25 protein-coding genes and 1 tRNA gene are annotated in these 26,821 nt (G+C 60.6%); 15 read left to right on the forward strand and 11 right to left on the reverse strand.

Annotation, left to right across the window (positions count from 1 at the left end; genetic code table 11):
- Positions 1-154 precede the first annotated feature (154 nt).
- From AB5Y90_RS09100 to yjjG, 3 genes are all read left to right on the forward strand, one after another.
- Positions 155-231: transfer RNA gene (locus AB5Y90_RS09100), tRNA-Met, on the forward strand.
- Between the two features lie 171 nt (positions 232-402).
- Positions 403-1,902, forward strand: a complete 1,500-nt coding sequence (locus tag AB5Y90_RS09105; RefSeq protein ID WP_307896858.1) for a leucyl aminopeptidase family protein — start codon at positions 403-405, stop codon at positions 1,900-1,902.
- 14 nt (positions 1,903-1,916) lie between these two features.
- Positions 1,917-2,597: a pyrimidine 5'-nucleotidase gene (gene yjjG, locus AB5Y90_RS09110; protein WP_307894998.1), complete on the forward strand. Its 681-nt coding sequence runs from the start codon at positions 1,917-1,919 to the stop codon at positions 2,595-2,597.
- 117 nt (positions 2,598-2,714) lie between these two features.
- Here the strand turns inward: yjjG and AB5Y90_RS09115 are convergent, their stop codons facing one another.
- From AB5Y90_RS09115 to dusC, 3 genes are all read right to left on the reverse strand, one after another.
- The gene (locus AB5Y90_RS09115) at positions 2,715-3,440 is read right to left on the reverse strand and encodes an ABC transporter substrate-binding protein (RefSeq protein ID WP_307894997.1); all 726 of its coding nucleotides are present in this window, start codon (positions 3,438-3,440) and stop codon (positions 2,715-2,717) included.
- A gap of 154 nt (positions 3,441-3,594) precedes the next feature.
- Positions 3,595-3,963: an RNA polymerase-binding protein DksA gene (locus tag AB5Y90_RS09120; RefSeq protein WP_019445807.1), complete on the reverse strand. Its 369-nt coding sequence runs from the start codon at positions 3,961-3,963 to the stop codon at positions 3,595-3,597.
- 97 nt (positions 3,964-4,060) lie between these two features.
- The gene (gene dusC / locus AB5Y90_RS09125) at positions 4,061-5,005 is read right to left on the reverse strand and encodes a tRNA dihydrouridine(16) synthase DusC (RefSeq protein WP_307894996.1); all 945 of its coding nucleotides are present in this window, start codon (positions 5,003-5,005) and stop codon (positions 4,061-4,063) included.
- A 123-nt stretch (positions 5,006-5,128) separates the two neighbouring features.
- Between dusC and AB5Y90_RS09130 the strand changes: the two genes are divergently transcribed.
- The 5 genes from AB5Y90_RS09130 (at position 5,129) to nfo (ending at position 10,516) form a co-directional block, all read left to right on the forward strand.
- Entirely contained in the window at positions 5,129-5,506 is a 378-nt protein-coding gene (locus AB5Y90_RS09130; RefSeq protein ID WP_064335934.1) for a YbaN family protein, read from the forward strand.
- Between the two features lie 134 nt (positions 5,507-5,640).
- Positions 5,641-6,186, forward strand: coding sequence for an adenine phosphoribosyltransferase (gene apt, locus AB5Y90_RS09135; RefSeq protein WP_058056893.1), 546 nt, complete (start codon positions 5,641-5,643; stop codon positions 6,184-6,186).
- Positions 6,187-6,358: 172 nt separating this feature from the next.
- Positions 6,359-8,911: a DNA polymerase III subunit gamma/tau gene (gene dnaX, locus AB5Y90_RS09140; RefSeq protein ID WP_307894995.1), complete on the forward strand. Its 2,553-nt coding sequence runs from the start codon at positions 6,359-6,361 to the stop codon at positions 8,909-8,911.
- A gap of 114 nt (positions 8,912-9,025) precedes the next feature.
- The gene (locus AB5Y90_RS09145) at positions 9,026-9,355 is read left to right on the forward strand and encodes a YbaB/EbfC family nucleoid-associated protein (protein ID WP_005333445.1); all 330 of its coding nucleotides are present in this window, start codon (positions 9,026-9,028) and stop codon (positions 9,353-9,355) included.
- Positions 9,356-9,673: 318 nt separating this feature from the next.
- Positions 9,674-10,516 (forward strand): deoxyribonuclease IV, encoded by an 843-nt coding sequence (gene nfo / locus AB5Y90_RS09150; protein ID WP_236272397.1) that lies wholly within the window; start codon positions 9,674-9,676, stop codon positions 10,514-10,516.
- A gap of 95 nt (positions 10,517-10,611) precedes the next feature.
- Here the strand turns inward: nfo and AB5Y90_RS09155 are convergent, their stop codons facing one another.
- The gene (locus AB5Y90_RS09155) at positions 10,612-11,517 is read right to left on the reverse strand and encodes a LysR substrate-binding domain-containing protein (protein ID WP_019445811.1); all 906 of its coding nucleotides are present in this window, start codon (positions 11,515-11,517) and stop codon (positions 10,612-10,614) included.
- A 102-nt stretch (positions 11,518-11,619) separates the two neighbouring features.
- On the opposite strand from AB5Y90_RS09155, the gene AB5Y90_RS09160 reads away from it, so the two are divergent.
- The 4 genes from AB5Y90_RS09160 (at position 11,620) to AB5Y90_RS09175 (ending at position 16,062) form a co-directional block, all read left to right on the forward strand.
- Entirely contained in the window at positions 11,620-12,612 is a 993-nt protein-coding gene (locus tag AB5Y90_RS09160; protein WP_005352390.1) for a TDT family transporter, read from the forward strand.
- Positions 12,613-12,870: 258 nt separating this feature from the next.
- Positions 12,871-13,860: a lauroyl-Kdo(2)-lipid IV(A) myristoyltransferase gene (gene lpxM / locus AB5Y90_RS09165; RefSeq protein WP_307894993.1), complete on the forward strand. Its 990-nt coding sequence runs from the start codon at positions 12,871-12,873 to the stop codon at positions 13,858-13,860.
- 150 nt (positions 13,861-14,010) lie between these two features.
- Positions 14,011-15,006, forward strand: a complete 996-nt coding sequence (locus AB5Y90_RS09170; protein ID WP_307894992.1) for a lauroyl-Kdo(2)-lipid IV(A) myristoyltransferase — start codon at positions 14,011-14,013, stop codon at positions 15,004-15,006.
- 195 nt (positions 15,007-15,201) lie between these two features.
- Positions 15,202-16,062 (forward strand): PA4780 family RIO1-like protein kinase, encoded by an 861-nt coding sequence (locus AB5Y90_RS09175; RefSeq protein WP_307894990.1) that lies wholly within the window; start codon positions 15,202-15,204, stop codon positions 16,060-16,062.
- Positions 16,063-16,122: 60 nt separating this feature from the next.
- On the opposite strand, the gene AB5Y90_RS09180 is transcribed toward AB5Y90_RS09175, so the two are convergent.
- Together AB5Y90_RS09180 and AB5Y90_RS09185 are read right to left on the reverse strand one after the other, a co-directional pair.
- Positions 16,123-16,647, reverse strand: a complete 525-nt coding sequence (locus tag AB5Y90_RS09180) for a GNAT family N-acetyltransferase (RefSeq protein WP_307894989.1) — start codon at positions 16,645-16,647, stop codon at positions 16,123-16,125.
- Positions 16,644-17,873 carry a GGDEF domain-containing protein gene (locus AB5Y90_RS09185; RefSeq protein WP_307894988.1) on the reverse strand — a complete coding sequence of 410 codons (1,230 nt, stop codon included), beginning with the start codon at positions 17,871-17,873 and terminating at the stop codon, positions 16,644-16,646. Before AB5Y90_RS09185 ends, AB5Y90_RS09180 begins: the two co-directional genes overlap by 4 nt.
- A 25-nt stretch (positions 17,874-17,898) precedes the next feature.
- On the opposite strand from AB5Y90_RS09185, the gene AB5Y90_RS09190 reads away from it, so the two are divergent.
- Positions 17,899-18,027, forward strand: a complete 129-nt coding sequence (locus tag AB5Y90_RS09190) for a hypothetical protein (protein WP_258721970.1) — start codon at positions 17,899-17,901, stop codon at positions 18,025-18,027.
- A 109-nt stretch (positions 18,028-18,136) separates the two neighbouring features.
- Here AB5Y90_RS09190 and AB5Y90_RS09195 read toward each other — a convergent pair whose 3' ends face one another.
- Entirely contained in the window at positions 18,137-18,631 is a 495-nt protein-coding gene (locus AB5Y90_RS09195) for a prolyl-tRNA synthetase associated domain-containing protein (protein ID WP_124929351.1), read from the reverse strand.
- Between the two features lie 166 nt (positions 18,632-18,797).
- Here AB5Y90_RS09195 and AB5Y90_RS09200 point away from each other — a divergent pair, with 166 nt between their 5' ends.
- Both AB5Y90_RS09200 and AB5Y90_RS09205 read left to right on the forward strand, forming a co-directional pair.
- Positions 18,798-21,224 (forward strand): DNA polymerase II, encoded by a 2,427-nt coding sequence (locus tag AB5Y90_RS09200; protein ID WP_307894987.1) that lies wholly within the window; start codon positions 18,798-18,800, stop codon positions 21,222-21,224.
- 74 nt (positions 21,225-21,298) lie between these two features.
- Positions 21,299-21,550 carry a DinI family protein gene (locus tag AB5Y90_RS09205; protein ID WP_005333426.1) on the forward strand — a complete coding sequence of 84 codons (252 nt, stop codon included), beginning with the start codon at positions 21,299-21,301 and terminating at the stop codon, positions 21,548-21,550.
- A gap of 175 nt (positions 21,551-21,725) precedes the next feature.
- Here the strand turns inward: AB5Y90_RS09205 and AB5Y90_RS09210 are convergent, their stop codons facing one another.
- From AB5Y90_RS09210 to AB5Y90_RS09225, 4 genes are all read right to left on the reverse strand, one after another.
- The gene (locus AB5Y90_RS09210; RefSeq protein ID WP_307894986.1) at positions 21,726-22,589 is read right to left on the reverse strand and encodes a DUF2927 domain-containing protein; all 864 of its coding nucleotides are present in this window, start codon (positions 22,587-22,589) and stop codon (positions 21,726-21,728) included.
- Positions 22,590-22,615: 26 nt separating this feature from the next.
- Positions 22,616-23,119, reverse strand: a complete 504-nt coding sequence (locus tag AB5Y90_RS09215) for a M48 family metallopeptidase (protein ID WP_040068060.1) — start codon at positions 23,117-23,119, stop codon at positions 22,616-22,618.
- A 143-nt stretch (positions 23,120-23,262) separates the two neighbouring features.
- Positions 23,263-24,906 (reverse strand): hypothetical protein, encoded by a 1,644-nt coding sequence (locus tag AB5Y90_RS09220; RefSeq protein ID WP_307894985.1) that lies wholly within the window; start codon positions 24,904-24,906, stop codon positions 23,263-23,265.
- A 186-nt stretch (positions 24,907-25,092) separates the two neighbouring features.
- Positions 25,093-26,739 carry a bifunctional UDP-sugar hydrolase/5'-nucleotidase gene (locus tag AB5Y90_RS09225; protein ID WP_201941625.1) on the reverse strand — a complete coding sequence of 549 codons (1,647 nt, stop codon included), beginning with the start codon at positions 26,737-26,739 and terminating at the stop codon, positions 25,093-25,095.
- Positions 26,740-26,821 lie beyond the last annotated feature (82 nt).

Here is a 26,821-nt window from a genome sequence, read left to right on the forward strand (position 1 = left end):
GCAGCTCGGTAGCTCGTCGGGCTCATAACCCGAAGGTCGTCGGTTCAAATCCGGCCCCCGCAACCAACTTTTTCGTCAGCGTGCGATTGTGTAAACAGTCGAAAGCAGACAAACGCCACCAAGCTACTGCTCGGCTTGAAGGTGACAATTCGGACGCGGGGTGGAGCAGCTCGGTAGCTCGTCGGGCTCATAACCCGAAGGTCGTCGGTTCAAATCCGGCCCCCGCAACCAACTTTCTGTACGTTCCCTTCCTGTATTGCCAATCATTGAACAATCCTTCTTGATGCTCATCACCATCTGGTGATTGCTGCTATTTCTGACGCTTTTTCAAGACCAAAACTGGTCGTATCAACCATTTGTTGGGTATCATCAGGTATCTCTTCATGGATGAGGCACGTGCCTGTGATCACTCCCTTCACCTATCTTCCTCCTGCTATTGAAAGCCGGGATGCCACGCTGGCCGAAGCCCTTGCCCTAGGGCTGCCGTTGCAACTGCTGCTGATCGCCGAAGAGCAGAAGGAGTCCTTGCTTTCGCTGCCCGCCCTTGCGGGTCTCCAGACCCAGCTTGCGCTGGGGAAAAAAGCGCCCTTTACCCTGATGCATGGCAATACCCTGTTGCAGGTGATGTTTGTGGCCGGCAGTGTGACGCGGGATCACCGCCTCTATAAACAGATCAGAGGCTGGATTGCTCCTCTTTCTGGGCTTAATGTGGAGCGGCTCGGGCTGCATCTGGAAGGTTTTTCCCCCTCCGAGCGAGTGATGCTGGCCGAAGTGATGTTGTCGGCCCTGCTTGCCGTCAATATTTCGTTGCCCACCAGCAAGCGCCGCAGTGCAAGCTGCTGGAGCTACCAGCAGATCAAGGTTTCACCCGCGGTGGTGCTGGACTTGGCGCGCCTCTACAGCGAAGCGGGGGGCAACGGGCTGGCTCGCCATCTGGCGGTGTTGCCTGCCTCCGAGCTGACGGCCGCCAGCTATCGCGAGTTTGTCAGCAAGCTGGCGCAAGATGAGGGGTGGCAGTGTCATCACTATGATCAGGCGCAGCTGGCCGAGTTGGGGGCGGGGGCGTTTCTGGCCGTTGCTCGTGGCTCGGAAGACAATCAGGGGGCCATGGTCAAGCTCAGCTACTACCCGCCTAAGCCGGTGCGCCGCATTGCATTGGTGGGCAAGGGGATCTGCCACGACTCTGGCGGTTACAACCTCAAGATCTCCGGCAGCATGTATGGCATGCATCTGGACATGGGGGGTAGCGCGGTGGCGCTCGGTACCCTCTACGCCATCAGCCGGGCTCAGCTACCCTACGAGGTGCACTGCTGGCTGGCCATTGCCGAGAACCATATCGGCCCTCATGCCTATCGTCCTGGCGAGGTGGTGACCGCCATCAATGGCACCTCCATCGAGGTGGTCGATACCGATGCCGAAGGGCGAATGGTATTGGCCGACACCCTGGCGATGGCGGTGCAGGATACTCCGGATCTGCTGCTCGATTATGCGACCCTGACCGGGGCCTGCAAACGGGCGCTGGGTAGCCGCTACAGCGGTGTCTTTACCAATCGCAGCGAATGGATGGCATCACTGGTCAATCTGGGTCAGCGCAGCGGTGAGCGGATCTGGCCCTTCCCGCTTGATGACGATTACGACGACAACATCGAGAGCGAGTGGGCCGATCTGTTGCAGTGTGCGCCGGGCAGTTCGCCGGACCACATCGATGCGGCCCGTTTCCTCGCCCACTTCGTGCCCGAGCAGACCCCCTGGCTGCACTTCGACCTGAGCGGTTTTCGCAACAAGGGGGGCAATGGGGTGGTCTCCAGCGAAGTGACCGGCTTTGGCGTGCGTCTCACGCTGGATCTGCTGGCCAGCCCGCTTGGCAGAGTTGGTCGTCAAGCCTCTGAACAATCTGAATGATAACAAGGAGTTCTGTGAAACAACCAAGCTATGACTGGGTGCTGTTCGATTTGGATGAAACCCTGCTCGATTTTCCGGTCGCCTCTGCGCTGATGCACACCTTGCAGATCTATGGCGTACAGGCTGATGACGCCAGCATGGCGCAGTATCACGCCCTCAACCATGGGCTCTGGCAGAAGTACAACGACGGCGAGATCGATGCAACGGCGTTGCAGCAGACCCGCTTCTCCCTCTTTGCCCAGCAGGTCGCCGCCGATCCCATGGCGATGAACAACACCTTTCTGGAGCAGATCATTGCCCTTAGCATGCCTCTTGAAGGGGTGGTCGAGACTCTGCAGGAGCTGCGCAGCAAGGTGCGGATGGGGATCATCACCAATGGTTTCAGCGTGCCTCAGCGGGGGCGGCTCGGCAAACTGGGCTGGAGTGAGTGGTTCGAGCCGCTGGTGATCTCCGACGAGAGCCGGGTGACCAAGCCGGCGCCAGCCATATTCCAGCACACCCTCTCCCTGATGGGGCAGCCAGATCCGGCCCGGGTGCTGATGGTGGGGGATAACCCGAAAACCGATATTGCCGGGGCGGCGGCGCAGGGGCTGGCGACCTGCTGGTACAACCCGGCGCGGCAAGCGGGCGAGTGCGATGCCACCCACGAAATCCACCACTTCGCCCACCTTGCCGACATTGTGCTGGGACGCTGATAGCCAGGCTTAACCCATCACGTTATCGGTGACCAAAACGTCCTGGCAAGTTGCAACCAGGGTTGTTTGAAACAGGATTGGGTTTGCTTGAGACTGCAAGGGGAGCTGATGCTCCCCTTACTTATGAGTGTTTTCCTGTGAATGCAGGGATCTGAACTGGTAGCGATCGAGGATCTGCTGATAGTCGGGACTCTGTTTCAATTGATCGATAGCTTGATTGATCCGCTGCAGTTGCGCCTCAGTGGTGCTCTCTTTGCTAAGCATCAGGTGAACAGGTGTCTGTTCGATATGCAGCAGAATATACAGCTTGTCCTGCACGCCATCCTTACTCTGCCACTCCTGCAGTCCGTGGGGATCCAGAATAAACCCCTGGATCCGTCCCCCTTGCAACATCTTCAGCAGCTGATCCAGCCGCAGGCGCATCTGCAAACGGGGCTGCAGCTCGGGCCTTGCCATCAACTGGCGGAAGGTATTGCCGTAATCAAAGCCCTTGAGCACCCCGATATGAAAGTCAGGGGTGTTGATCAACTGCTCCAGGGTGGTAATCCCGCGCCAGCGATCGGCATCTTGCCGACGGATGACGATGGCCGTCTCCTCTTCCCGATAGGGGTGGCTGAAGCGGGCATATTGCTGCCGCTCGGCGGTGATATTGGCTGACATGGCCAGTTGAACCGTGCCGAATTTCAGCTCGTGCAACACGCGAGCCCAGGGCATTTCACTGAATTTGGCCTGATAACCGGCCCGCAGGAAGATGGCGTTGAGCAGCTCCACATCCAGTCCGCGGAGCTGTTGTTGTTCATTGCGATAACTGAAGGGCTGCCAGTCGACCCAGCCGACGACCAATGACTCCTGTGCCGTAGCCTGGCAACACAAACACCATAACAACAAGAGTCTGTACACAACGCATACCCTCGAACAGGCTGATACGGTGAGTATTGGACAGGAACGACGGAGTAACCAGTGCTGAGGGTTGAGCGGATGCACAGATGTGCATCCCTCACAGTTCGTGGGCGTGGAATCCCTTGCGATAGCGGGCTTCGCAGCGCGGGCAGCGTTGCAGGGTCGGATCCTGTTCCAGCTGTTCGATGGAAAGCGGCTCTTCACAATCGGAGCAGAGGCCATAGAGGCCGAGATCCATCTGGCAGAGTGCCGCATCGATCCGCTTGAGGCGGGCCACGCTCTGCTCAACCTTCGGCAGATCCAGCCGGCTGGTCAGTTCCACCAGTTGATCCTGCTCGCAGTGACCGACCTGTTCGGCCCACTCGTCACGGCGGCAGGCTTTGAGCTGACCGATCAGCGTTTCTCGTACTTGGGCCCAGTCTGACAGCAGGCGATTACGCCAGACAGTCAACTGTGCTTGCGTCATTTCACACACATTATCCCCCACAGGACAGACGACAGATTTGGGGCAGTATAGGGATCCGATAACTCTATCAAGATGATATGCGTCAAGTTAAACGTGGTTAGCCGTGGCTTTTGGCTGCTTGCAGCAGGGCATCGCGGATCGGATCCGTCTCTTTGAGCACCCGGATCTCCTGAAACAGCTGGTCCGCTTCGGGATATTCCCGCTTGAGATAGCTGAACCACTGTTTGATGCGGCTGGGGTAGTAGTCGGCTTTTTCGCTGGCCAGATCCTGCTCGGTATAGCTCACCATCAACTGCAGCACCTCGGCCCAGCTCATGTGCGGGCAGCCGGTTTTCATCACGTTGGCCAGATTGGGCAGGGAGATGGCGCCGCGCCCGACCATCAGGGCATCGCAACCCGAGACCCTGGCGCAGGCGAGGGCATCTTTGTGATCCCAAATTTCGCCGTTGGCGGTGACGGGGATGGGCATGGCGCGGCGAATGGCGTCCACATACTCCCAGTGGGCGGGGGCCTTGTACCCTTCACGCTTGGTGCGCGCATGAACGGCCAGCTCGTTGGCGCCCCCCTGAAAGACCGCCTGAGCGTTTTCCAGATAGAGCTCCTTGTCATCGTAACCGAGACGAATTTTTGCGCTCACCGGCAGATGGGCGGGCACCGCCTCGCGCACCGCCTTGACGATGCGATAGATGGTCTCGGGCTCTTTGAGCAGCACCGCACCGCCCTTGCTCTTGTTGACCGTAGGGGCGGGACAGCCGAAGTTGAGATCGACCCCGGGGGAGCCCAGCTCGATGGCGCGCAAGGCGTTCTCGGCCAGCCACTCGGGGTGTTGCCCCAGCAGCTGGACCCGCACCGGGGTGCCTGCGCGGGTTTTGCCATCTTGCAGCAGTTCAGGGCAGAGGCGGTAGAACACCTTGGCGGGCAGCAGCTGATCGACGACCCGGATAAACTCGCTCACGCAGAGATCGTAATCATTGACGGAGGTGAGTACCTCCCGCATCAGGTGATCCAGTACCCCCTGCATGGGGGCCAAAATAACGCGCATAACGGCTTTCCGACGAGAGTGGCAAGAAAAAAGAGCGCAGATTGTAGTGGGGTTGCGGCCCGCTGTCAGCACCCGCTCAAACTCTGTTAGGCTAGAGGGAGATAAATCACGCAAGGAGAAGGAATGAAGCGTTGGTGTCTGATGGCGCTCGGGTGGCTGGCATTTGCCACTGGTATTGTGGGCATTGTGCTGCCGCTCTTGCCGACTACCCCCTTCATGTTGCTGGCTGCCGCTCTGTTTGCCCGCTCGTCGCCCCGTTTTCATCGCTGGTTGCTGACCCATCCCTGGTTTGGCCCGCCCATCGTGGATTGGCAGCAGTATCGCGGCATTCGTCGTCAGGCCAGACGGCGCGCCATTATCTTCATTTTGCTCACCTTTTCGGTGTCGCTGGCGGTGGTGCCACTGCTGTGGGTCAAGGGGTTGCTGGTTATCATAATGGTGATCCTGCTCACCTGGTTAATGCGTCTGCCGGTGCTGGAGCCAGTTGCAATGGTGAAGTGAAGTCCCTAAGCTATTGCAGCAATAATGCTATGGAGTCGGCCTGTCATTTTTGCGTGACAGGCTTTTTTATTTCCCGCAGAAGGGAATTGAGAAAAAATGGCCACCCCTGGGTCAAAAAAATAAGCGGTCAACACATGAATCCGGAAACCCTGAAATTTATCGAAGCAAGCATCAAGACCATTCCCGACTATCCGAAGCCGGGCATTCTGTTTCGTGACATCACCAGCCTGATTGAGAACGCCGAGGCCTTCAAGGCCACCATCGATCTGCTGGCCAATCATTATCGTGATCAAGGGATCACCAAGATTGTTGGCACCGAAGCTCGCGGCTTCATCTTTGGCGCGCCGGTTGCCTATGCCATGGGGCTGGGCTTCGTGCCGGTCCGCAAGCCGGGCAAGCTGCCGCGCGAAGTGATCGAGGAGTCCTATGCCCTCGAGTACGGCACCGATACCCTGCAACTGCACACCGATGCCATCGTGCCCGGTGACAAGGTGCTGGTCGTGGACGATCTGCTGGCGACCGGCGGTACCGTCGATGCGACCGTCAAGCTGATCCGCCGCGCAGGTGGTACTGTGGCAGATGCGGCCTTCATCATCTCCCTGCCGTCTCTGGGCGGCGATGCCCGTCTGACTGCCGCTGGCATCAAGGTGGTCTCACTGGTCGAGCTGGCCGGCGAGTAATGCCTCTTCGGCCCGATCCTCTGCATCGGGCCTGCATTGAACCGGTGCCCTTGCGGGCATCGGTTTGAAAATCAAGCGATCCCTCCCGCTCTCACCGATAGCCGATACAGCCAGCCCGCCATTTGTGTTAGCATCCGGCCTCAATGCCCTGTCTTCCCTGCATGATGGATTTATGAGCTATCAGGTTCTGGCGCGTAAATGGCGCCCCCATACGTTTGAACAAGTGGTAGGCCAGCAACATGTGCTGACCGCCTTGACCAACGCCCTGGATCAGGGACGGCTGCATCACGCCTATCTGCTGAGCGGTACCCGCGGGGTCGGCAAAACCACCATCGCCCGTATTCTGGCCAAGAGCCTCAACTGCGAGCAGGGGATCAGTAGCCACCCGTGCGGCGTCTGTGATACCTGCCGCGAGATCGATCAGGGCAACTTTGTCGACCTGCTGGAGATCGATGCGGCGTCGCGTACCAAGGTGGAAGATACCCGCGAGCTGCTCGACAACGTGCAGTACCGACCGGCCCGTGGTCGCTTCAAGGTCTATCTCATCGACGAAGTGCACATGTTGTCCCGTCACAGCTTCAACGCGCTGCTGAAAACCCTGGAAGAGCCGCCCCCCTATGTGAAGTTTCTGCTGGCCACCACGGATCCGCAGAAGCTGCCCATTACCATTCTCTCGCGCTGCCTGCAGTTTCATCTGAAGAGTCTGGATCAGACCCAGATCGCCAAGCAGCTCGAATGGGTGCTGGATCAGGAGGGGCAGCCCTTCGAACCACGCGCCCTGCTGGCCTTGGCCAAAGCTGCAGATGGCAGTATGCGCGATGCCCTGAGCCTGACCGATCAGGCGCTGGCCCACGGTAACGGCAGTGTGCGCCTCGACAGCGTGCTGGCGATGTTGGGCACGCTCGATCACCGCCATCTGCACCAGTTGCTGGAAGCCATTTTGCGGCAAGATGCCCCCGCGACCATGGCCAAGATCACCGAGATTGCCACCCTGGGCCCCGATTTTGATCAGCTCCACGCAGAGCTGGAAGGCTTGCTCCATCGCATCGCCATGGCGCAGCTGCTGCCTGCCAGCGTGCAGGAGCAGGGGGCGGATGCCGATTCCCTGCTGCAACTGGCCAAGGCGATGAGCCCGGAAGAGGTGCAGCTCTGCTACCAGATCGTGCTGGGTGGCCGTAAAGATCTTCCCTGGGCTCCCGATGGCCGCACCGCGCTGGAGATGACCTGCCTGCGGATGCTCGCTTTCTCGCCAAGGCGTGATGCCCTCCATCCGGCCAGCCTCACTGCGTTGCCCCCGTCAATGACGAGCAGTGCGGCGAGCAGTGCCACGCCGGTAGCCTCCTTGCCGGGAAAGCGCCCGGCCGCTGAATCGGCCGCAGTGGCACCGATCAGCGGCGCCGTGCCAGCGGTTGATGTCTCCCTGCCTGCGATGGTGGATGACATCGGCAACCCCGCCGACAGCGAGGAGGAGGCGCAAGCCGCCGAGCTGTTCAGCCAGCAGGATGAACTGCTGCGCGAAGCTGCGGGCATGGGGTATCAACCCGAGCCCGCGTTGCCACATGCGCAGCCCGATGTGCCAGCGCACTCAGCCGAACAATCTGCTGATGCTGATGATCGAGCGCCTGCCGCAGCCGATATGGACTATTCCCGTGGCGAGCCGCTGACCGCCCCCTTCGAGCCCGCGCTCGAACCGACAACCGCGCCGGTTAGCGCACCTGAAGCCGTGTCTGCGGTATCGAGCATGCAAAGCCTGCTTGGTAAGCGAAACATGTTGCGCAGCCGCCAGCGTGGTCAGGATGCCCCGGCGGCGCCCGCGCCGCGCGCGGTGCCGGTTGCGCCAGCTCGTCCTGTCGCGCCCGCCGCCGCACCGACCGTAGCGCAACAGCCAGCTCCGGTCAGCCAACCGGCCGGGCAGGGGATGCCGGCGATGGGTCACTATGATGATCTGCCGCCAGTGGATCTCTATAACGACGGTTACGAGCCGCAGGGTGACAACGGGGAATACGAAGAGTACCTCAATCAGGGCTTTGCCGAGCAGACTCCGGTGATGAGCCACGCCCCCGTCACGGCTCCGGCCCAGCCAACCGATCTGCCCCCCTGGGATCTCGACGTACAGCCGAGCTATCGACCCGGTGAGCGCAGTGCTGGGGTGCCTGCGGTGACGCCCACCCCAGCGACCCAGCCGCCCGTTGCCATCACGGCAGTGGCTGCTGCCCCTGTGATGCAGAGCGAACCCCCTCAGCCGGTGATGGAGACCATTGACTGGGATGAGCTCGAGAGCGACAGCGAGCCGCAAGAGGGAGAGGCGACTCGCCTTATCCCCTCCTCGCTGCTCAATGGTTGCGGCGACCCTTGGGCCGAGTTGATCGCTCACACTCAGGTGGGAGGGCGGCTGCGCCAGTTGGCCATCAACTCGGTGATGACGCGGGAAGGGGACAAGGTACTGCTAACCCTCAAGCCTGAACAGCGCCATCTGGTGAGCGACAAGGCGCGCGCCGATCTGGCCGAGATCATTGGGCCAGCGCTGGGTCAACCGGTGCAGGTCGAGGTGACGCTTGGTGTGGTGCCTGACCAGGAGACCCCCCTCGAGATCGAACACCGCCTCTATCTCGGGGTGCGCGAGCAGGTGACCCGGGATCTGGAGCAGGATCCCAACGTACAGTTTTTAGTTCAGCGGTTTGGTGCCGTGCTTCATCACGAGAGCATCGAGCCCCTCAACCGCTAAATTCCGTGGCCGGGAGCTTGCTTCCGGTTGAAAAGCAGTTTGGCTGTCCCCATCTAGGACAGACAAGCCCACAGCCCGGCGCTGGATGCCGGATTTCAAGACGAGAGACGACATATGTTTGGTAAAGGTGGAATGGGGAACCTGATGAAACAGGCCCAACAGATGCAAGAGCGTATGCAGAAGGCGCAGGAGCAGCTGGCTCAGATGGAAGTGACCGGTGAAGCCGGTGCTGGCATGGTCAAGGTCACCATGACCGGTAGCCACAGCGTCCGTCGCATCGAGATCGACCCCTCCCTGATGGAAGATGACAAGGAGCTGCTGGAAGATCTGGTTGCCGCCGCTTGCAACGATGCCGTGCGTCGTGTGGAAGAGCAGAACAAGGCCAAGATGGGCGAACTGACCGGTGGCATGCAACTGCCGCCAGGCTTCAAGATGCCCTTCTGAGGCGACTCTCCCCGCGCATTCTTGCTCCCTTGTCGCTGGCCATTCGGGTCACGGCAAGGGGGACGGCCGAGAGACCCAAAGACGCAGCGTTATTGCTCAGGCGATACGCTGCGTTTTTTTATGGGCGCCATGCTGGCGTGGATGGGCTCTAACTATCCCTTCTGGGGAGAGGTTGCTACAGCGCAGGCCGATTGCGCCATGAAACGCAGCCGCCTTGCTAAGGCAGCACTTTTTGTCGATACCCGCTATCGGATATCCCGGTTTGGCGTGGCCGGGCTGGATCGGCATAATGGCGGCTTGCCGTATCGAGGAGATTGTATGAAATATATTGGAGCCCACGTCAGTGCGGCCGGTGGGGTGGAGAATACCATCGCCCGCGCCCAGGCCATCGGGGCCAACGCGTTTGCCCTCTTTACCAAGAATCAACGTCAGTGGCAGGCGGCCCCCTTGTCGGATGCCACCATCCGTGCCTTCAAGGCGGCTTGTGACAAGGCCGGTTTTCTGCCGGAGCAGATCCTGCCCCACGACAGCTATCTCATCAATCTGGGCCACCCGGATCCCGATGGTCTGGCCAAATCCCGCGATGCGTTTCTCGACGAGATGAAGCGCTGCGAGCAGCTGGGGCTTTGCTATCTGAACTTCCACCCCGGTAGCCATCTCAAGCAGATCCCTGAGGCGGCCAGCCTCAAGCTGGTGAGCGAGTCCATCAACTGGGCGCTGGAGCGCAGTGAAGGGGTGACGGCGGTGATCGAGAATACCGCCGGGCAGGGGACCAACCTCGGCTGGTCGTTCGAGCACCTCGCCACCATCATCGAGGGGGTGGAGGACAAGAGCCGGGTCGGGATCTGTTTCGATACCTGCCACGCCTTTGCCGCAGGTTATGATCTGCGCACCACCGAGAGCTGCGCCACTGTCTTTGCCGAGTTCGACCGCACGGTGGGTTTTCATTATCTCAAGGGGATGCATATCAACGGCGCCAAGTGTACCTTCGGCAGCCGGGTCGATCGCCATCACAGCTTGCGGGAGGGCAATCTGGGGGAGGCGGTATTCCACCACATCATGAATGATGATCGCTTCGATCGCATTCCGCTGATCCTCGAGACCATAGACGAGTCCATTTGGGGCGAGGAGATCAGCTGGTTGCGCAGTCTGGCGAAGTGATACTCAGAAGCGAATCAAAGAGAGGGAGCCGTGGCTCCCTCTCTGTTTTTTTTCCCATAGGCATGCAGGTCTGCCAGCGGCGCTCCGAGCGCGCGTTACTCTGCACGGCTCACCTCGGCATTGTTCACCTGAGCCCGGCAGAAGTGGATAAAGTGGCGCAGGGAGGTGGAGTGGTACTTCTGCTTGTGCCAGATAAGGGAGAGCTGGCGCGGGAAGCGGCGGGAGAGGGGCAGGGCGATCAGCCGCCCATCTGCCAGGCGATCCGAGGCTGCCAGCCGGGAGATAAAGGAGATACCAAGCCCCTTCTCCACCGCCAGCATCACCGCCTCCAGGGTGTTGAGTTCAAGCCCTGGTTGCCAGCGGGGCAGCTCGGGCTGGATCTGCTGGATAAATTGCTCGCGGCTGCCCGATTGTGCTTCACGCAATACCCAAGTCTCGCCCCCCAGACGGGAGAGGGAGAGCTCCTTCTTGTTGGCAAGCGGGTGACCGGGTGGGGCCACCACCAGCATCTCGTCCTGCAGCCAGGGTTCGGCGAGCAGGTCGGGGTGGTGGTTCTCCCCCTCGATCAGCGCCATATCCAGCTCGAAGTTGGCCAGCGCATGGCAGAGCAGGTGTGTGTTGTTGATGGTCACCTTGGGGGGGAGCCCCAGCTCCTGTTTGCTGCTGGCGAGCAGGGTGGGGAGCAGGTAGTTGCCGATGGTCTGGCTGGCACCAAGGCGCAGCTGGCCGCTCGGCTCGGCATCGGGGCTGAACAGGTTCTCGATATCCTGCATCCGGGTCAGCAGCTCTTCGGCGGCCGGTTGCAGCAGGCGCCCCTCGTTGTTGAGCTGCAATCTGGGGTGAATGCGGTCAAACAGCGGGGTAGAGAGCTGGCGCTCCAGCTCCTGCAGCGACTGGGAGACGGCCCCCTTGCTCAGGCAGAGCTCGTTGGCGGCAAGGCCAAGGTTTCCATAACGGGCAATGGTGGCGAACACTTTCAGCTGCTGCAGGGTCAGTTTCATCGTGTTTGGTTTTCCTGAATGATTGATTTAATTCATTTAGATATCGTAAACGATAAGGGGGCATTATCCTATCGCCATAGTCATCAATAGAAAGGTGTCATCATGATCGCAAGAACCCGTAAATCACTGGCTGCCGCCCCAACCCCCATGGCGGGTCTGGCGCTGGGCATCGCCAGCCTTGGTTGGTGTTGGGAAAATGCCGGTCACTTCGATGGCCGGATGCAACTGCTGGGCGCTGCCATTGCGGCCGTGCTGCTGGTGATCCTGACCTTCAAGTTTCTGCTTCACCCCCGCCTGCTGTTGCAGGATCTCGCTCACCCCGTGGTGGGCAGTGTGGTACCGACCTATGCCATGGGCACCATGGTGGTCTCCAAAGCGCTGGGTATGATTGCGCCGCAAGCGGGCGAGGCCCTCTGGCTATTTGCCGTGGCAGTTCACCTGCTGTTCCTGGCCACCTTTATCTGGCATCGCGCCAAAGAGTTTGAAATCCACCACATGGTGCCGAGCTGGTTCGTGCCGCCGGTGGGCATCATCGTTGCTGACGTCGCCTTCCCGGGTGGTCAGTTTGCCCCGCTGGCTAACGGCTTGCTCTGGTTCGGGATCATATGCTACGGCCTGATGCTGCCGCTGATGCTCTATCGCCTGATCTTCAGCCATGAAGTGCCGGATGCCGCCAAACCGACCATCGCCATTCTGGCTGCCCCTGCCAGCCTCTCTCTGGCCGGTTACCTGACCGTCAGCCAGGAGCCGTCACTGCTGCTGGTGGCCGTGCTGTTGGGGATCGCCATCCTGATGACCGGCATCATCTATCTGGCCTTCATCAAACTGCTGCGTCTGCCCTTCTCGCCGGGTTATGCCGCCTTCACCTTCCCGCTGGTGATCGGTGCCACCGCCCTGTTCAAAGTGGCTCATCTGGTGGAAGGGTTTGCGCAAGGGAGTCACTACGTCGAGCAGATCAGACTGCTGGCCCACTTCGAGCTTGGGGTGGCTACCGTCATCGTCGGGTATGTGGCACTGCGTTACCTGATGTTTTTTCTGCCGCAGCGTAATACCGAAATGAATAACGGCATGGCCCGCCAGGGTGCTCACCGCTAAATCTTGAAGAAGATGTGACATCGGGAAATGGATAAGCAGTGCGCTCCGAGAGCGACGGGATAAACGACCAGTCATACGATGGATGGACAAAGAGCCTCCACTCTGGTTGTGTAACGAGCAAAATGCCCCGCAGTGCGGGGCATTTTTTTATGGTTTTTTGATGTGGCGCCCGTGGCGGGCTATTTGCCATGGATTTAACTGGTATTACCTGTCAGGACGACTACAATGCAGCACCACTTTTTCGCTCGACCCCAATACATGTCGTCCCAAGATCCCGTATTTGACTCCTCTTTTGAAGCCCGTTTTCTGCATCCCCGCTACTGGTTTAGCTGGCTGGCGCTCGGCGTGCTGATGCTGCTCGCCTTTGTGCCGGTGCGATTGCGCGACCGTTTGGCCGAAGCCTTGGCACCGCTGGTGTTTCGTATCTCGAAAAAACAGATCTATATCGCCAGAACCAATCTGGAGATCTGCTTCCCGGACAAGAGCCCGGAAGAGCGGGATGCCATTGCACTGACCTCGATCCGGGTCGGCCTCAAGAGTCTGTTGGGATTTGGCGAGTTCACCATGCGCAGCCAGCGTTATCTGATGAGCCGGATGCAGGTGATCGGTTGGGAGCATATCGAGGCGGAGCGGGCGGCCGGCCGTCCGGTGATCCTGGTGGTGCCCCATACCTGGCCGGTGGATGCCGCTGGTTACTGCTTCACCCAGCGCGGGGTGCCGATGTGCACCATGATGAAACGGGCGCGTAATCCGGTGTTTGACTGGCACCTCAACCGTGCACGGGCCAAGAACGGTTGCCGCGTCTATGAGCGCAGCGCCGGGATCAAGGCGGTGATCAGGACCATCAAGAGCGGTCGCAGCTTCTTCTATCTGCCGGATCAGGATCATGGCCGCGAGAAGAGCATCTTCGCCCCCTTCTTTGGCTATCCCAAAGCGACCCTGCCTGCCTTGCCCCGTCTGGTGCAGGTCAGCGGCGCCAAGGCGGTGCCTCTGCTCGCCTGCTATGACGAAGCGAACCACTGCTACCGGCTGGAGATTGAGGCACCGTTCGACAACTATCCCACCGAGGATGTGATGGCCGATACCTGTCGTATGAATGAGATGGTGCAACAGCAGCTGATGCGCCATCCGGGCCAGTACATGTGGTTCCTCAAGATTTTCGATACCCGTCAGGATCAGGAGGGGCTGGATGGCCTCTACGAGGCGGGGATCCAGCGGATCCGCAAGGGATTGTCGCCCCACGGCTGACCCGGAATTTGCGTTGATTGAAATGGCCCCAGGTGGGCCATTTTTTATGATAACTCGTCTGATCAGTGCCTTGCGGGTCGATGGCCTGCCTCCCCAGGGTAGAAAAAAATGTCAGGATAACTACAATAACCGTTTGTTTTTGATGACTTGATGGCCGCCATGTCTGCGTTAGATCCGGTATTTGATACCTCATTTCATAGCCGCCTGCTGCATCCCAAATGGTGGGGTAGCTGGTGTGTGCTGGGCCTGCTCTCCCTGCTGGCATTTACCCCCGCGAGACTGAGGGATCGCTTTGCCGATCTGGTCTCACCGACCCTGCTGCGTTTTTCGAAAAAGCAGGCCTATATCGCCGATACCAACCTCAAGATCTGCTTTCCCGAGCTGGATGCCGCCGCACGACAGGCGCTGCTGCTCAAATCGATCCGGGTCGGGCTCAAGACCTTTATGGGCTTTGGCGAGCTCAGCTGGCGCAGCAAGGCGCGGCTGACCCGCCGTATCAAGGTCACCGGCTGGGAGCATGTGCAAGCGGAGCAGGCTGCAGGCCGCCCGGTGATCCTGGTGGTGCCTCACACCTGGGCGGTTGACATGATTGGTCGCTACTTCTCCATGATGGGCATCGAGATGTGCACCATGATGAAGAGCCCGAAAGATCAGGTGTTCGACTGGTACATCAACCGCGAGCGGGCCAAAGCAGGCAAGGTCTATGAGCGTAGCGCCGGCATCAAGCCTGCGATCAAGTCGATCCGCGCTGGTGCCAGTTTCTTCTATCTACCGGATCAGGATCACGGCCGCGAGGCGAGCGTGTTTGTTCCCTTCTTTGGCCGCCCCAAGGCAACCCTGCCAGCCTTGCCCAAGCTGGTGAAGCTGACCGGTGCAAGGGCCGTGCCCATCTTCGCCAGCTATGACGAGGATGAGGGGTGCTATCTGCTGGAGATTGAGCCGCCGTTTGACCCTTATCCCACAGCCGATCTGCTGGCCGATGTCAACGCTATGAACCGGGTGGTGGAGAGGCAGGTGGCCCGTCATCCCGAGCAGTACATGTGGTTTCTCAAGATCTTCGAAACCCTGGAGCATCAGGAGGGGGATGACGGCCTCTATGAAGCTGGGATCCAGCGCATTCGTCAGGGTTTGCCGCCCGAACCTTGAAAATTGGCCCGCTTGCGGGCCATTTTTGTTGGTACAGGGGTCTCGCGCTTATGGCCCGCTGCTGGTGGTTTTTAAGGCGAACGGGTGGACAAAAACAGCGCAAACAGGGGATAACAGGGTGTCTTATGAAAGGGAGAGGCAGGTGAGCGTGCGCGGAGCTATCTTCGAGAGCGGAAATAGGGTAAAAGGGCGGCCATGAAAATTCCAAATCGAATCCAACCTCTGGTTGATGACGGCCTGGTCGATGAGGTCGTCAGCCGGTTGATGAGCGGCAAAGAGGCCGACGTCTATGTGGTGCGCTGCGGCGACGAGATCCGCTGCGCCAAAGTCTATAAAGAGGCGTCCAAGCGCAGCTTCAAGCAGGCCGTGGTCTATCAGGAGGGGCGCAAGGTGCGTAACAGCCGCAGCGCTCGCGCCATGGAGAAGGGCTCCAAGTACGGCCGCAAACAGCATGAAGAGGTGTGGCAGAACACCGAGGTCGACGCCCTGTTCAAGCTGGCGGCGGCCGGTGTGCGGGTGCCGCAGCCCTATGTCTGCCTCGATGGTGTCCTCTTGATGGAGCTTATCACCGACGAGGATGGCAATGTCGCGCCGCGCCTCAACGATGTGGCGCTTACCCCCGAACAGGCGGTCATCGACCATGCCAAGGTGATCCGTTACGTGGTGCGGATGCTCTGCGCTGGTCTCATTCACGGCGATCTCTCGGAGTTCAATGTGCTGGTGGATGAACAGGGTCCCGTCATTATCGACCTGCCCCAGGTGGTGGATGCCGCCGCCAACAACCAGGCCAAGGCGATGCTGGAGCGGGACGTCAACAACATGCGCAACTACTACGGCATGTATGCCCCCGAGCTACTCAAGACCCGTTATGCCCAGGAGATGTGGGCGCTGTTTGAAGATGGCAAACTCACCCCCGATAGCGAGCTGACCGGTCACTTTGAAGATAGTCGCGCCGCCATCGATCTCGATTCGGTGCTGCAGGAGATCGAGAGCGCCGAGGAGGAGGCCTATGCCCGTCAGGCCCGGATGAAGGCGGAGCAGGAAGACAGCTACTAACGGTCTTGCCACGTTCGCAAAAAGAGCGCCTTCGGGGCGCTCTTTTTATTACTGCTGCGGCTATGGTCGGCTGGGGCAGGGGACTAGTTGATACATCTCCAGCCAGTTGCGATCCCCCGGATGGAAGCGCCGTCCCAGCCACACGCCACCGGCTGCTGTAATCACCTTGCGGGAAGCCAGATTGTCTTGGTCACAGCAGATCAGCACCGGCGCTGCCAGCACCTGTTGTTGTACCCAGCGCAGCAGCACGGTCGCGGCCCCTTCGCCACGGCGAGAGGGGCGAGTTTCGTAACCGATATGACCCAGCCACTGGCGGGTTGCCTCATTGTCACCGTGACGCAGACGCAGGGTGGCGATGATCTCCTCGCCATCGAGGGCAAAATAGGTGGTAGTCGGCAAGTATCTACTGGGCAAGTTGCGTCCTTTGGCGTGATCCAGCAGACTCTGTAGCCAGCCGTCCGGGTCAAATTGTGCCACCTGATAGAGCGGCTGTCCGTCTTTGGCGCATTCGGTGACATAGCGACGGTAAGCCGGAGCATCTGCCAGCCTGGCCGGTCGGCACTGCAGAGCGAGCACTGTGCTCATGACAGGAGCGCGCAGGGCTGCAGCGGTTGCGGTTCGCTGTGGTGGGGTTCCAGCACGCAGGCCCGTTGCCTTCCAGCCTGTTTGGCGGCGTAAAGAGCCTGATCCGCTCGCAGGTAGGCCGCTTCAAATCCCTCGTCAGGGTGCAGCGAGGTGAGGCCGATGCTGAGGCTGATGGGGCCACCAGCCAGCGCCCGGGTCGCCTCGGCGATCTGCTGTTGCAGGCTGTGGCAGTAGTCGGGCAGGGTCTGCGGGTCGGCCATCAGCAGCAGGGCCAGCTCATCGCCACCAAGCCGACCGGCCATGCCCTCGGCAGGCAGGGTATTGGCGATCACCCGACCCACGGCCCGCAGCATGGCATCACCGGCGAGGTGGCCGTTGATCTGCTTGAAGTTGTCCAGATCGATCAGCAGCAGCTGGCTAGGGCTAGCCATCTCGCGGGCACGCAGGGCAACCTGGCGTTCGAAATAGTGGCGGCTGAACAGGCCGGTCAGCTCATCCTGATTGGCGCGCCGCTCCAGCTTGCGCTGGGTGGCCAGCAGGGCTTGCTGTTGGCGGGTGTGGACCAGGCTCAGCAGCAGATAACTGCGGGCGATGGTAAAGAGCAGGCTGAGCAGGATCACAGGCCCGAGCAGCGGGTCGGTGAAGGAGTTGGCCGCCTGCTCCGGCTGCCAGAGGTGTTTGGCGATCCGCAGTAGTTGCAACAGCAGTTGCAGGCCGAGCAGCAGAATGGCAAAGCGCAGCACCCGATAGACGGGGGCCAGCCGCTGGTAGCGCCAGAGCTGCCAGATAAGCAGCGCAATCTGCAGCGAGAGCACGCCGGAGAGCACGATGATCCGGCTGTGCACATCAAAGAGGGGTTGCTGCAGGGCGGTCAGGGCAAACAGGACGAAACCGCCGAGGGTAACGGTGGGCAGCAGCCAGCCCAGTTGGTCGGCTTCACGGCGAAAGAAGTGGCGCATACCCCGTTCATAGAGCAGGGCGGTCGACATCAACAGCAGGTTGGTGCAGAGAATATTGACAAGGGATGCATTTCCCTCAAGGGGGCGCAGCAGCAGGCAGCAAAAAGCCCCTGCGATCACCAGTTCCCCCCCTGACCAGTAGATCAATGCCCTGAGCTGGCGATGGGTGTGCCACATGGTGGCGAAAATGGTGGCGACCCCCACATGTGACAGCGTGACGAACAGCACCAGACTCAACAACTGGGCCGAGGAAAACAGACTTGGCATCAAGGGGCTCTCTGGGAAGTCACCTGTGAACGAACAGGCGATGGGGTATCGCCCGCTGGCAGTGGCCGATCACAACATGAATCCAACCTATTATCAATGGGTTAAATGGCCGAATGTGCTCACCTCCGATTTCTTGCACGATGGCAACTGCTGACTCGATTTATCAAAGCACAAGGAGCCATTTTATTGTCTTGTCAGTCAATTTCGCTGTGTGAAAGGAGGTTGTGTTGGCGGCAGGGTGAACCCAACCGCCAGACGTTGTGCTAATCGCAGGTTGCAGCAGGCAAGCGCATTACGATGGCCTCCCTGTCCAGATGGGTCAGCAGACGGCGCACATCGTCGAGGCGGATGATCAGAGTAGCGGTGTTGACCAGCGGATGGCACTGCACCTGTTCGGCCTGCCAGATGGCTTCGTCCACCACCAGCTCTACCGCTTTTTCCCTGTCGCGCACCATGGCTAGCAGGGTCACCGAGCCCGGGGTGAGGCCGAGCACCGCATCGAGCCGCTCCGGGGAGCCAAAGCTCAGCCGCTTGACGCCGAGCATGGCAGCCAGCGCCTTGAGGTCGACCCGGCGCTCCTCCGGACTCACCACCAGAAACAGCCGCTCGCTTTTCGGATCGCGCAAAAAGAGGTTCTTGGTCTTGGCGGCGGGCAGGTCGGGCAGCAACTTGCTCGCCTCCTCACAGGTAAACACCGGAGGATGGTCAAAGCGCTGGTAGGGGATAGCCAGCTGATCCAGCAGGGAATAGATTGCCACAGAGACTCCTTTTGTCGGCGAAGAGTGGTCAGAACGGGATGGGCGGGAATAACGACCGGATCGAGCTTACCAGTTTGACTCCCGCCTCGCAGCAAGCGTGACGATTGCGAGCAGGCACTGTATGAACGTACAATAGTCCCATTCTCGGACAGCCCCTTTACGCTTCATGACTGCAACCCAGCCCACCGTACCCGCCACTCCGCCCCTCGACGGTTTTATCCTGACCCGCCACGGTCGGGACGTGCGCGGCCGCAACGGGCACGCCGCTACCACCGAAATCGTGATGTGGCTCTGGAGCGCGCAGGGGCCGGTGCGGGTGGTGGTGCCGGGGCAGGAGCCGTTGTTCTTTTTGCCGCAGAGCCATATGGCAGAAGCCGCCGAGCTGTTCAAGGGGGCCGGGGTGAGCGGGCGGTTTCGCCGCCTGCCGATGCACACCTTCGACGGTCGCCCTGTGGTGGGCTGTTATTTCGCTACCCTGAGTGCCTTTCACCGCGCCATCGAGCTGTTGCTCATTCGCGGGCTGGAGCACTTCGAGGCGGATATCCGGCTGCCAGAGCGTTTTTTGATGGAGCGCTTCATCACCGCTGGTGTGCGCTTCGATGGCCGGGCGGTAAAAAAGGGGGGCCAGCAGGGTTACTGGGAGGTCAACGAGGCACGCTGCGCGCCGCAGGCGGTGACGCCAACCCTCTCCTGGGTGTCGCTGGATGTGGAGTGCGCCATGGACGGGGCCCTCTTCTCGGTCGGTCTTTACAGCGAGCAGGATGCGCGGGTCATCATGATCGGCACCCCGGAGGCCGATGCCTACAGCTGGGGCACCCAGGTCCAGTGGGTAGAGGACGAGAGCGCCCTGCTGAGTGCGCTGGAGAGCTGGTTCAGCCTGCATGACCCCGATCTGGTCATCGGCTGGAACGTGGTCAATTTTGATTTTCGCCTGCTGCTACGCCGCGCCGAGCTTAACAAGCGGCGGCTGCGGCTCGGGCGGGGTCGTGAGCTCTGCTTCTGGCGCTCGTCACGGGGCGATCCCCAAACCGGCAACGTCATCATTCCCGGGCGCATGGTGCTCGACGGCATCGATACCCTGAAAAGCGCCACCTGGCAGTTTGCCAGCTACAGCCTGGATGCGGTGGCGAGCGAACTGCTTGGCCGTGGCAAGGATATCGAGGACGTGGCCAATCGGGGGGAGAAGATCACCGAGCTGTTCCACTCCGATAAGGAGGCACTGGCCCGCTACAACCTGGAAGATTGCAAGCTGGTGTGGGAGATCTTCGATTACTGCCACCTTATCCCTTTTGCCATCGAGCGCGCTTCCCTCACCGGCCTTGAGCTGGACCGGGTGGGGGGCTCGGTGGCGGCCTTTACCAACCTCTATCTGCCGCGGCTCCATCGTGGCGGCTACGTGGCCCCCAATCTGCCGGCCGACGGGGGGCTGGCAAGCCCCGGCGGCTATGTGATGGACTCCAAACCCGGTCTCTATCGCCATGTGCTGGTGCTCGATTTCAAGAGCCTCTACCCCAGCATCATCCGTACCTTCTGCATCGACCCCATGGGGCTCATCGAAGGGCTGCAGCATCCCGAGCACGCCATTCCGGGCTTTCGCGGCGCCATGTTCTCCCGCGAGCGGCACTTCTTGCCGGAACTCATCGCCACCCTGTGGGCGGCGAGGGACAGAGCCAAGGCCGCCAGCAACAAGGCACTCTCCCAGGCCATCAAGATCATCATGAACTCTTTCTACGGGGTGCTGGGGTCGGGGGGCTGCCGTTTCTATGATCCGCGCCTAGCCTCCTCCATCACCCTGCGTGGCCACAGCATCATGCAGCAGACCCGCGAGTGGATTGAGGCGAAGGGGTTCGAGGTGATCTATGGCGACACCGACTCCACCTTTGTCCATCTGGGGCGCGAGACCAGCCCCGATGAGGCGGACGAGATCGGCCAGCGACTGGCTCAAATGATCAACGATAACTGGGCTGCACTGATCAGGCGCGAGTTCGACCTGCCGAGTTATCTCGAGATCCAGTACGAGACCCACTACCGCCGTTTTCTGATGCCCACCATCCGCGGGCTGGAGAAGGGCAGCAAGAAGCGCTATGCGGGGCTGGTTGGCAAGGCCAGCGAGGGGAGTGAACAGCTGGTGTTCAAGGGGCTCGAATCGGTGCGCACCGACTGGACCATGCTGGCCAAGCAGTTTCAGACCCGCCTCTACGAGCTGGTGTTTCACGATGAAGATCCCAGCGGCTATGTGCGCACCATGGTGGATGAGACCCGCGCCGGTCGTCACGACGATCTGCTTATCTACCGCAAACGGCTGCGCCAGAAGCTCGAGGAGTATCAGAAGAATGTACCGCCCCATGTGCGAGCGGCGCGGCTGGCCGATGAGGAGAACCTGCGCCGCGGTCTGCCCCAGCGCTATCAGCATCGGGGCGCCATCGCCTATCTGATGACCCTCAATGGCCCAGAGCCGCTGGAATACAGGCGCAGCGCCATCGATTACGAACACTACATAGACAAGCAGTTGCGGCCCATTGCCGATGCCATCCTGCCCTTTATCGGCGAGTCGTTCGACCGGATCTGCGGTCAGCAGCTGGATCTTTTCTGATTGGTGCAAGTTGGCACTTTACTTCCTATGAATACTGGATAAAAATACAGTTATAAATCATGGAGAAGTTTCCTATGCGTCTTGAAATCATCATCGACAGAAAACATCAGATCCCGACCTCGACCATGGAGGCGCTACGTCAGGAGCTGCTCAAGCAGCTTGGCGAAAAATTTCCCGACATCCATGTGCGGGTCGCGCCAGGCAGTGCCATGGCTCTGACCGTCAGCCGTGCCAGCAAGGAAGACAAAGAGCTGGCCGAAGCCATGGTGCAGGAGGTGTGGGAGAACGCCGAGAGCTGGATGCCGGAAGAGAACGTCGCCTCCTGATCCCGCACTGTCAGTGGATAACTCGGGCGTTGGATAAATGGGTTGCTGATAAACGGGCATGCCCGCGAATGATCCGCCGATCCCCGGACAACAAAAACGCAGCCAGGTGGCTGCGTTTTTTGTGGGTGGTGAGAGGTTCGCGGTGGCTTGTCTGACTCTGGGTTGAGCCATGCCGTTACAGTCCCGCCCAGCTTTTCAGGCTCTGCTGCTGCACCCGGCGATTGGCTTCGCGGATCTCCCCTTTGGCGCGCAGATCGGCCAGCGCAATGGGCAGTGCGGCGCGGATCTCGTCACTGCTCATCCCGGCTTTGAGGGCAGGGTGATAGGCCATCTTGAGCAGCACATAGTCCAGCCCGGTCAAAAAGCTGTCGATGCTGTTGTCATTGAAGATGGAGGGAAACACCTTGTCCGAGTCGTTGGGCAGCCCCATCACCTGGGTGAACTCCTCCACCACGCAGTCGAGAAAGCGCCCCTTGGCCCGGCTGTAGTCTACCGGAATGATGATGGTGGCACGGCTGATCTCGTGTTTCGCATTGGTTGCGAAGTTGGCAAGGCAGAGCCCCTCCTTGAGCGCCATCTTGACCGATGGATCACCACCCATGGTGCGGTTGGCCCAGCTTTTCATCTTGCTGTAGTCGGTCATGATCAGGGTGAGGTTGGGCTTTGCGGCCACCATGCTGATGGAGTGGCCGGTGATGCGAGCCAGATGGGCCGCCTGTACCTTCACCACGTCGGACTGCAGCGGCTTGTCACCCGATTCGTTGATAAGTTGCAGCCGGATCGGCTGCTGCCAGCGGGCAAAACGGGTCTGCCTGGCTTCGCCATACTCCCGCTCCATGGCGATGGCCATAAAGCTCTCGACCAGATAGCTGTCGCTCTGCCAGCGCTCATCGGCCCGGGCGCTGTGCCCCGCGAGCAGAAGCAGCAGGGCCAGCAGCCCACGTGACGCGCGGCGGGGACGGGCAGCGCAGACCAAGTTGGCCATTACCAAAGTGGCAATAAAGCGGGTGGCACCAAAGGGGGTTGCGGCGAATGACATGTTTCCTCCCTGAAACGGTTGTCAGCCTAGCGGTTGGCCTTGTCGATATCGCGCCAGGTGAGCCAGAGCCTGAGATCAAACTCCAGTTGATGATAGTCGGGCTCCATGTGCTGGCAGAGCTGGTAGAAGCTCTTGTTATGATCCTTCTCTTTGATATGGGCCAGTTCGTGCACCACGATCATTTTCAGGAACGGGGGCGGTGCCTCCTTGAACAGGGCGGCGATGCGGATCTCGTTCTTGGCCTTGAGCTTGCTGCCCTGCACCCGGCTGACGTAGGTGTGCAGGCCGAGGGCATCTTTGATCACGTTGATCTTGCCATCGAACACCACCTTTGACAGGGGCGCCGAGCTCTTGAGGTAGCGGTTCTTCAGCTCCATGGTGTAGGCAAGCAGCGCCTTGTCGCTCTGGATCTGGTGGCTCTCCGGATAGCGTTTGGCCAGCATCTCCCCCAGCTTGCCTGCCGCAATCAGCTGTTGTACCTGTGCCTTGAGGGGGTCTGGATAGACGCCCAGATAAGTCAGTTCCGCCATGGTGTTACTCGTTACATCCAAAAGAGCGTCATTGTAGTTATCTCGGGCGGGCTTGCCTACTGCGGGCCGCTGCTGCAAGGGCTCTGGCGCAAGAAAAAGGGCGGCCATTGCAACAATGGCCGCCCTGCAGGGCGTATTGACGATCAGCGTCGGCGATAGAGACCCGGATCCACCTCTTCATAGTGGCTGGTCAGGTATTGATAGAAGGCGAGATGGGAAGGGGAGCTCGGTTTTTTCAGCTCCTCGCTCACCCGATCCGGCTTGGCGATGATGAACTTCGGATTCTGGCGCTGGATATCGGCCAGCACTCGCTCGCGCACGTCATAGGGCGGATTGACGTTGGCAAAGAAGAGGTAGGCGGATGCTGGCTGGCGATCGGTCCAGAGATAATATTGCGGCTGGATGCCATCGACCCAGATCTTGTCGCTCGGGCTGGTCTCTGCCTTGATGCGATCAACCCGTATCTGCGCCGCCGGATTGAAGGGGCGACCCTTGAGGGTCCCTTCCCAGGCGTTGTTGATCATCAGCAGCAGCATGGCCAGCGTCGCCAGCCAGGGGGTGGCACTGCGCACATCCCAGGCGCGCCAGAGGGGGATGAGGATGAGCACCGGCAGCGCCCACAGCAGGCTGGTGCCGAGCACCTCGTTGACCCGCTCGAGGGACCACTCCTTGGTGCTCCAGCCAAAGGCGAGTTGCTGGGCCAGCAGCCAGCTGGCGGTGAGTACCACCAGCGAGATGCAGAGCAGGCCGATGGCATCTGCCTGCTGTTCGCTGCGATCCAGCAATACCGCCAGTGGCAGCAGTGCCAGTTGCAGATAGAGCACGTCGTAGTGATCGAACACATGGCCGGAGACCGAATTGGCGATCAGGGTAAACAGCACCCCAAACAGGGTCGCCAGCAGGGCGGGCAGATACCACTCCTGACGGCGGCTCAGCATCAGAATGATGAAGGCGGGCAGCAGCATGATGAGGCCGGTGCGCAGCAGGCCGACGGCGCCCACCATGGGGGAGAAACCATTGCCGTAGCTCCCCTCGAAGAAGATGTCGAAGGCGTAGTATTTGAAGGCCGCCAGCAGATCATGTTGCTGAAAGTAGGCGTAAAGCGGGCCGCCAATCAGCGCCAACCCCAGCAGGCTGGAGATGAGCAGCAAGATGGCGTCACGCCACTTTTCGTGCAGACACCAGTGGCAGAACAGCACCAGATACCAGGCACCCCAGAAGGCGCCGTTGTTGGTGCGCATCCAGGCGACGATGGCGAAGGTGAGGGCCGCCACCAGCGCCGGCCACCAGCGAAATCCCTTGTCCAGCAGCAGGGTAATGAAGGCCCACTGGGCGATGAGGGCGAGGTGGAAGGTCCAGTCCTCGGTCATGTTGCCGTAGTAGTAACGGGTGCCGTAGAGAGCCAGCACCGCCAGCATGGCGCCAAGGCGCGCCTTGAACGAGAGTCCGAGCTGGGCAAAGGCCTGCCAGCTGGCCAGCAATCCGAGCCAGCAGAGCACCCACTCCAGTGCCCAGATCCCGACAAATCCCCCCAGTCCATAGCCCAGCGCGTCGAGGGCGAAGATCATCGGCCCCTTGATGTCGATCATGTCGCGATAGAGCACGCCCCCTTCGCTCCACATCTTGCCCATCACCGCAAACAGCGAGGCATCAAAGCCCGGCGCCATGGCGTGGAAGAGCGGGTTGCGCAGACAGAAGAGCAGCGCCAGCAAGGCGGTCAGCAGCACGATGGCTGGCTTGATGCCCGGGTTGACGCGAGGGGGAGTGAAACGGATGGAGTGATTCATGAAGTCGCCTGTTCCTGCAGCTGGTCTTGAAAGCGGGCCTATCTTGCCGAGCTAGTGAGTGCGATGCAATGGGGCGGGCCCGTGTGGGGCAAATATTCTCGAAAAAGCCCGGTTCTTGCAGGGAACCGGGCGCTGGCTGCGGCAATTTTGGCCGTCAGGGGATGTGGCAAGCCATCCCCCTCTGCATCAGCTGAGGTACTCAAGCAGGGGCGGCTGCGCTTCCAGTGTCGGCAGGTGACGGGCCCAGCGGATAAAGGCGTCGGCCAAGGTGATGCCGAGCTCCTGATTGTGCTGGGTCAGGGTCCGCGCCAGTGCGGTGTAGCCCTCCTTGCCGGAGGCGGTATAGGCGCTCGACACTCCGCGATAGACCTGTTCGGCATTGACCGCTTGCCACTGGCCGGGGGCGGCTTCCCACTCCAGTCGGGTGATGCGCTGGCCCTTGGGCCGATCGGCCTGATAGGTGAATCGCACCCCCGCGGTGTAGGGGAAGCTGCCGTTGCCATTGCCGACCACGCCGTTGTTGGTGGCGTTGTCGATGGCATTCTCCAGCGCTTCCGCCAACTCGTGACCGTGCACCCGATAGAGGGTGAGGGGAATGGCAAACGGCAGCAGGCGACCGGCGATATCCGCTTCGCTCAGGGGGCCAGGCTCCAGCGAGCAGCGCACGCCGCCGGCGTTGTGCAGGGCAAAGTCCACCTCGCCTACCTGTTCACGGGCAGCGGTCAGCATGGCGCGGGCCACCAGCGGGGCGAGCTGGCTGCCGTGCGGCAGGGTGGCATCCGGCAGTCGCTGATGGAGCAGGGGCGCCGCCAGTCGGGTGACGATGCGCTGGCTCATGGTTTCAATCTCCGGCCGGTAGCGTTTGGCCAGATGTTGTTCAAGCTGTTGATCCGGCTTGCAGAAGGTGAGCCCGGCGGGTGGGGTGGAGGCAAATGGCCAGGGCTGCCAGGGGAGCCACTCCAGCTGCCCCTCACTTTGCACGACGCGGCCTGCCTCATCGAAGGTGAGCTCGCAGACACCGAGGCAGAGGGCGCTGTGGCCAGCATGCAAAATAGCCACCCCGTTGTTCATCAGCGGATAGCAGCCTTCACTTGGCAGACCCAGCGGCGCGAGATCGCCGAGCAGGCTGTGGGTATGGCCGCCAATGATGAGACTGAGCTCGGGGAAGCGCTCGGCCAGCAGCTTGTCCTGATCCAGCCCGAGGTGGCTCAGCAGCACGATATGGTGGATCCCTTCGCTCTTTATCTCCCGCAGCACCTTGGTGAGGGTGTCGGCCACCGCGTGAAAACGGGTGTGGGGATCCGGGTTGGCGATGGCGGCCATCTGGGCGAGAGTGATGCCAAGCAGCGCAAAGGGAACCCCGTCGATCACCTGACGATGCCAGGGCTGATGGGCGTCGTAGAGGTGGGGAATATCCCACAGCCCAAGCGGCGTGTCGGCAGGCTCCTGACTGTTGTCCAGATTGGCGGCCAGCACCGGAAAATCGAGCTGGCGCAAGAACTCCACCAGCGGGCCGTTACCCAGATCGAACTCGTGGTTGCCGAGCACCATGGCATCGGGGGCCAGCATGGCGAGCAGGTCGGCGTTGGCGCGCCCTTTGAAGCGGTTGAAATAGAGCGAGCCCTGAAAGGAGTCGCCACCGTGCAGAAACAGAAAACGCTGGCCGTCTGCTGCGGCTTTGGCACGCAGTTGGGTCAGTCGGGTCAGGATCCGGGCATAACCGCCGCACTGGGTGCGCCATTGGCTTTCACCGACAGGGGAGAAGCTCATGGGCGCGCCATCGAAGTGGGAGTGGCAATCACTGAAATGGGCAAGTTGAACCGTAATACTCATCTCGGTCCTCCTTAGGGGGAAAATGAGCACCGAGTCTACTGCAAAGGGGGGGGAGGATACCAGCCCGGCAGGGTGCCGGGCT

This window comes from Aeromonas sp. R4-1, assembly GCF_040908325.1.
Lineage (GTDB): Bacteria > Pseudomonadota > Gammaproteobacteria > Enterobacterales > Aeromonadaceae > Aeromonas > Aeromonas veronii.

What these genes read in the sequence shown, in the direction of transcription:
- AB5Y90_RS09200 (WP_307894987.1), top strand. Translation starts at nt 18,798, where the DNA reads ATGACTGCAACCCAGCCCACCGTACCCGCCACTCCGCCCCTCGACGGT.
- AB5Y90_RS09175 (WP_307894990.1), top strand. Translation starts at nt 15,202, where the DNA reads ATGAAAATTCCAAATCGAATCCAACCTCTGGTTGATGACGGCCTGGTC.
- AB5Y90_RS09145 (WP_005333445.1), top strand. Translation starts at nt 9,026, where the DNA reads ATGTTTGGTAAAGGTGGAATGGGGAACCTGATGAAACAGGCCCAACAG.
- apt (WP_058056893.1), top strand. Translation starts at nt 5,641, where the DNA reads ATGAATCCGGAAACCCTGAAATTTATCGAAGCAAGCATCAAGACCATT.
- AB5Y90_RS09185 (WP_307894988.1), bottom strand. Translation starts at nt 17,873, where the DNA reads ATGCCAAGTCTGTTTTCCTCGGCCCAGTTGTTGAGTCTGGTGCTGTTC.
- dusC (WP_307894996.1), bottom strand. Translation starts at nt 5,005, where the DNA reads ATGCGCGTTATTTTGGCCCCCATGCAGGGGGTACTGGATCACCTGATG.
- AB5Y90_RS09160 (WP_005352390.1), top strand. Translation starts at nt 11,620, where the DNA reads ATGATCGCAAGAACCCGTAAATCACTGGCTGCCGCCCCAACCCCCATG.
- AB5Y90_RS09210 (WP_307894986.1), bottom strand. Translation starts at nt 22,589, where the DNA reads ATGTCATTCGCCGCAACCCCCTTTGGTGCCACCCGCTTTATTGCCACT.
- AB5Y90_RS09155 (WP_019445811.1), bottom strand. Translation starts at nt 11,517, where the DNA reads ATGAAACTGACCCTGCAGCAGCTGAAAGTGTTCGCCACCATTGCCCGT.
- AB5Y90_RS09220 (WP_307894985.1), bottom strand. Translation starts at nt 24,906, where the DNA reads ATGAATCACTCCATCCGTTTCACTCCCCCTCGCGTCAACCCGGGCATC.
- AB5Y90_RS09205 (WP_005333426.1), top strand. Translation starts at nt 21,299, where the DNA reads ATGCGTCTTGAAATCATCATCGACAGAAAACATCAGATCCCGACCTCG.
- AB5Y90_RS09180 (WP_307894989.1), bottom strand. Translation starts at nt 16,647, where the DNA reads ATGAGCACAGTGCTCGCTCTGCAGTGCCGACCGGCCAGGCTGGCAGAT.
- lpxM (WP_307894993.1), top strand. Translation starts at nt 12,871, where the DNA reads ATGTCGTCCCAAGATCCCGTATTTGACTCCTCTTTTGAAGCCCGTTTT.
- nfo (WP_236272397.1), top strand. Translation starts at nt 9,674, where the DNA reads ATGAAATATATTGGAGCCCACGTCAGTGCGGCCGGTGGGGTGGAGAAT.
- AB5Y90_RS09225 (WP_201941625.1), bottom strand. Translation starts at nt 26,739, where the DNA reads ATGAGTATTACGGTTCAACTTGCCCATTTCAGTGATTGCCACTCCCAC.
- AB5Y90_RS09120 (WP_019445807.1), bottom strand. Translation starts at nt 3,963, where the DNA reads ATGACGCAAGCACAGTTGACTGTCTGGCGTAATCGCCTGCTGTCAGAC.
- dnaX (WP_307894995.1), top strand. Translation starts at nt 6,359, where the DNA reads ATGAGCTATCAGGTTCTGGCGCGTAAATGGCGCCCCCATACGTTTGAA.
- AB5Y90_RS09130 (WP_064335934.1), top strand. Translation starts at nt 5,129, where the DNA reads ATGAAGCGTTGGTGTCTGATGGCGCTCGGGTGGCTGGCATTTGCCACT.
- AB5Y90_RS09170 (WP_307894992.1), top strand. Translation starts at nt 14,011, where the DNA reads ATGGCCGCCATGTCTGCGTTAGATCCGGTATTTGATACCTCATTTCAT.
- AB5Y90_RS09215 (WP_040068060.1), bottom strand. Translation starts at nt 23,119, where the DNA reads ATGGCGGAACTGACTTATCTGGGCGTCTATCCAGACCCCCTCAAGGCA.